This is a genomic window from Luteitalea sp. (assembly GCF_022842525.1).
Lineage (GTDB): Bacteria > Acidobacteriota > Vicinamibacteria > Vicinamibacterales > Vicinamibacteraceae > Luteitalea.
The window spans coordinates 1-5,004 of the sequence record NZ_JALHPM010000297.1 but is presented as its reverse complement, the minus strand read 5'-3'; the positions used below and the strand labels follow the sequence as shown (position 1 = coordinate 5,004).

The 5,004-nt window shown below is 71.2% G+C and carries 2 protein-coding genes and 1 pseudogene; 1 reads left to right on the top strand and 2 read right to left on the bottom strand.

What is annotated here, in order from left to right:
• Both Q0C41_RS29630 and Q0C41_RS29625 read right to left on the bottom strand, forming a co-directional pair.
• Positions 1 to 1,358 (bottom strand): annotated as a pseudogene (locus Q0C41_RS29630) (hypothetical protein); the annotation flags it as partial.
• A gap of 97 nt (positions 1,359 to 1,455) precedes the next feature.
• Complete coding sequence (locus Q0C41_RS29625) at positions 1,456 to 2,409, bottom strand: ThuA domain-containing protein (RefSeq protein ID WP_291990315.1); 954 nt, start codon at positions 2,407 to 2,409, stop codon at positions 1,456 to 1,458.
• Positions 2,410 to 2,504: 95 nt separating this feature from the next.
• Here Q0C41_RS29625 and Q0C41_RS29620 point away from each other — a divergent pair.
• Positions 2,505 to 5,004 (top strand): HEAT repeat domain-containing protein (locus tag Q0C41_RS29620; protein WP_291990314.1); only part of this gene is annotated, 2,500 nt, incomplete at its 3' end.

Sequence of the window (5,004 nt, the reverse complement as noted above, 5' to 3'; positions counted from 1 at the left end):
GCGGCGGCGTCGGCGAGCACGGACAGGCGCTGGTCGGCCAGCGCCGCGTCGCGCACGGGGTCGGCCATGGTCGCGGCCTCACGAGGACGCTCCTGTTCGAGGAGGACCGACGCCAGCACCAGGCGCGTGACGCCGGACGTCGGGTCGAGCGCCAGCGCACGCCGCACGGCCGCTTCGGCCTCGGCGAGGCGCCCGGCGTAGAGGGCGACGAGTCCGGCCGTCCGGTGCACGGGCGCGGCATGGGGATCGAGGGCGATGGCGCGGCTGGCGTGCTGGCGCGCTTCGGGATGCCGGCCCTGCTCGGCGAGGAAGATCGAGTACCACTGGTGCGCCGTGGCATGGCTCTCGTGGAGTTCGAAGGCACGCGTGAAGGCGCGCTCGGCCTCCGCCCACTTCCAGTCGCGACGATGACGCACCATGGCGATCGCCAGGTGGGCCTCGGCGCTGGCCGGAGAGAGGCGGAGGGCGGTGGCAGCGGCGGTCTCGGCCTGGTCCAGGGCCTCGCGCGCCGCCACGGCCCCGAAGGCGTCGAGGGCGCGCAGGCACCACGCATCGGCGAGGGCCGCATGCGCCGGCGCGAAGGTGGGCGCGCGCGCCACCACCTGCGCCAACTGCGTCGTCGCTTCCACCAGGTCGTCCGGCGATCGTCGATGCAAGGCCTGCCGGCCGCGCACGTAGGCGTCGTACGCTGCCGGATCGAGGCCGGCGGCGCGTGCCAGCTGCCGTTCCTGCCGCGGCGTGATCGCCGCGTGGAGTTCGTGCGCCATGGCGCGCGCGACCTCGGCCTGGAGGGTCAGGATGTCGCGACTCGTGCGGTCGTAGGTGCCGGACCAGACGTGCGTGTCCGATGCCGGGTCGATCAGCTGCACGGTGACCCGCACACGCGACGCCTCGCGGACCACCGATCCCTCCACGACCAGATCGGCCGCCAGTTCACCGGCCACGACCGGCAGGGTCTTCGTGGTGCCCTTGTAGGCCATCGACGACGTGCGCGAGATCACGCGCAGGTCGTCGATGCGTGACAGGTCGGCGATGAGCGCTTCGGTGAGGCCGTCGCTGAAGGCGTCGCCGTCGCTGGTCGGCGAGAAGGCGCGGAACGGGAGGACGAGCAGGGTGGGCAGGGCACCTGGCGTCGTGGCCGCGGGCGGCGCCGCGCCAGGGGTGACGGTTGCGGATGGCGCCGTTCGATGCGCGCCCCAGGTGCTCACCACGTAGACGCCGAGGACGACCGTGGCCGCCGCACCGATCAACTGCGCGAGGATGCGACCGGCAAAGGCGATCCAGGCCGCACGCATCTTGTTGCGCTTGCGCTCGAGCCTGGTGGGGTCGGGGGGCGACGCGTCCGGGACGTCTGCCATGGTGTGTGCGCCGCGCGCAAGTCGCGCACGGCGCCCTGTCCCTACTCTACTCCCAACGCTCGTCCGTGGACAGTCCGCCGGACGGCCCTGGCGACGCCTATTTCGGCGGGGCGTCGAGCGCGTTGAGTCCCCGCGCGTAGTTCGGGTCGAGTGCCGCGAGATCGGCGCGGTAGCTGACCGTCGTGGCCGTCGGAAACGTCGTCGGCACCTTCTGCGTGACGGCGCCCGTGGCCGCCCACTCGGTCGCGCGCTGCAGCGTGACGACGAATCCCACGCAGCTCATCGCCACGATGTCGTGGCCGAGCACGGTGTGGAAGACGCGCCCCTTGCCGAAGGTGCTGGTCATCAGGATCGGCTCATCACGCCCGGTGCCGTTGTTGGCCGGATCGGCGAAGGCGGTGGCCAGAATCGTCATGGTCGTGCCGGGACCGCGCAGATGTGCGTAGAGCTCGTCGCCCTGGTGCATCCACACCGCCGGGAGACCGCGGGTGATCGGATGGTCGGCGACCCGCGTGCGGATGGCGTACGGCGTGCGGCGGCCGTGCGAGGCGCCCGGACCGTCCGACGGATCCTTCACGAGCGTGTCGTCCTTGTAGTACCAGTACGGCCCCGAGGCCACCGTGCGCCCACGCCAGCCGCCCACGCCGATCATGTCGTTCCAGGCCTTCCAGCCCGAAAAGGCATTGTCGGCCGCGTGCACGACGACGGCGCCTCCACCCGACGACACGTACTGCTCGAACGCCGTGCGCAACGGCGCCGGCCAGCGCTCGTCGGGCGCGTCGTAGTTGAAGACCACGGCCTGATAGGCCGAGAAGTCGGGGAGGAAGCCGTCGAGCACGCCCGTGGCGGCCGGTGCCGTCACCACCGTCACGTCGAACCGGCCGGTCTCCTCGAGGGCCCGCTCGATGAGCGGCGTGGTCAGCTGCCACTTGTGATACGGGCCGCCGCTCTCGCCGTCGAGCAACATCACCTTGATGCGTGTCGGGCCTTGCGCCACCACGGTGACGGCGACGACGATGGTCGCCAGCAGGCCGATGAAGAACTGTTGCATGCGTACTCCTGGTCGAGGGAACGAGCTGTATGGTAGCCGAGCCGCCGGGCTGGGCCCCTGGCGTGCCCACCCGTGATAGAAATCTAGGACTTTCCATGCAACGACGTTGGCCGCACCTTGCCGTCCTGCTCGGGTTGTCCCTCGCGTCCAGCGTGCTGCTGCGCGGAGCCCAACCTTCGTCCCGTCCCACGCTCGTGCCCGGCGAGACCACGCGTCTCGAGAAGGCCGAGGCCGCGCGCATCGCCACCGAGACGCGGGCGAAGCTGTCGGTCGAACTGGCCGAGGGCGTCGACCTGTCGCTGTGGGCGCCCGAGCAGCTGATCGTCGATCCGGTGGCCATCGATCTCGCCCCCGACGGCACGCTGTATGCGACGAGCACCATGCGCAACAACATGCCGCTCGACATCCGCGGGCATCAGGACTGGATGCCGACGGTGCACACGCTGCGGTCGATGGCCGATCTGCGCCGCTTCTACCGCACGGTGATGGCCCCGGCCAACAGCGACCGCAACGCGTGGATCACCGACCTGAACAAGGACGGATCGCGCGACATCCGCGACATGGAGGAGTACAAGGAGCGCGTCTACCGCCTGCGTGATACCGACGGTGACGGCCGCGCCGACGAGTCGCGCCTGGTGTACGAAGGCTTCAACGAGGATCCCGCGTTCGACATCCTCGGCGGGGTGATGGCGCACGAGGGCGACCTGATCGTCGGCGTGCCGCCGGGCGTGTACCGGCTGCACGACAGCAACGGCGACGGCATCCTCGACCAGCGCACGACGATTGGCGAGGGCTTCAACACGCACCCGGCGTTCGGCGGGCACGGCGTCTCGGGCGTGACGATCGGGCCGGACGGGCGACTGTACTGGGAGGTTGGCGACATCGGCCTGCACGTCGTCGACAAGGGCGGCCGCACCTGGACCCTGCCTAACCAGGGCGCCGTGATGCGGTCGGAGCTGGACGGGTCGAATTTCGAGGTCTTCGCGACCGGCATCCGCAACCTGCAGGAGTTCTCGTTCGACGACCGGGGCAACCTGATCTCGGTGGACAACGATGGCGACCATGCCGGCGAGAAGGAACGCCTCGTCTACCTGCCCTACGGGTCCGACAGCGGCTGGCGCTCGAACTGGCAGTACGGCAAGTACACCGACGCGAAGAACAACCGCTACAACGTCTGGATGCGCGAGTCGCTCTTCAAGCCACGGGAAGAGAATCAGGCCGCGCACGTGCTCGCGCCGATCGAGAACTGGTATGCCGGCCCGTCGGGCATGGCCTACAACCCGGGCACGGCGCTGTCGGACGCCTGGAAGAACTACTTCTTCGTGTCGAGCTTCCCCGGGGCCGCCCCCAACGCGCGGGTCTACGGCTTCACGCTGGCCGCCGACGGGGCTGGCTTCAGGAAGGCCGACGAGAAGGTCCTGACCAAGGGCGTCCTCGTCGTGGGGATGAAGTTCGGCGCCGACGGTGCGCTCTACCTCACCGACTGGGTGACCGGCTGGGACTCGAAGAACAACGGCCGGCTGTGGAAGCTCGACACGCCGGCCACCGCGGGCTCGACCGTGCGCAAGGACGTGCAGTCCCTGCTCCAGGCGACCTTCGCGGACCGGCCCGTCGGGGAGATCGCCGCGCTGCTGCGCCACGCCGACATGCGCGTGCGCCAGAAGGCGCAATTCGACCTCGTGCGTCGCGGCGACGTCCAGGCACTGCTGTTCGCGGCGCGCGACCGCGGCAGTCTGCACGCGCGCCTGCACGGGTTGTGGGGGGTCGCGCAACTGGCACGGCGCGAGGCGGCCCAGGCCGCCGCGCTGACGCCGTTCCTTGCCGATGACGACGCGGAGATCCGCGCCCAGGCGGCACGCCTCATCGGCGACGTGCGGTACGCCGCCGCAGCCGACCAGGTGATGCCGCTGCTGAAGGACCCAACGCCGCGGGCCCGCTTCTTCGCCGCCGAGGCCCTCGGCCGCCTGGCTCATCGCCCGGCCGTGCCGGCCATCGTGGCGATGCTGGCCGCCAACGAGAGCAACGACCAGTGGCTCCAGCACACCGGAGCGGCGGCGCTGGCCACCATCGGTGACGTCGACGCCCTCGCGGCCCTCGACTCGCACCCGTCCCCCCGGGCGCGCAGTGCCGCGGTCGTCGCGCTGCGGCGCCTGCGTGCGGCCGGCGTGGCGAACTTCCTCGCCGATACGGACGTCCGCATCGTGACCGACGCCGCCCGGGCCATCAACGACGACGGCGGTATCGCGGGTGGGGTGCCACGCCTCGCGGCGCTGCTCGCGACCGCGCCGGTGAGCAACGAACCGCTCGTGCGGCGCGCGCTCAACGCCAACCTGCGGCTCGGCACGCCCGATGCGGTCGCGCGGCTCGAGGCGTTCGCGCGCAGCGCGGCAACGCCGTCGGAACTCCGCGTGGAAGCCATTGCGGCGCTCGGCGTGTGGGGCGCTCCCTCACCGATGGACCGCGTCGACGGCTTCTACCACGGCAGCGTCACCGTCACGGCGGTCAACGCCGACCGGCAGCCGCCGAACGCCGCCGGACCGGCGGCGAACGTCGAAGGCCCACGGATGGCGCTCGCCAGCACGGGGCAGCCGGCGC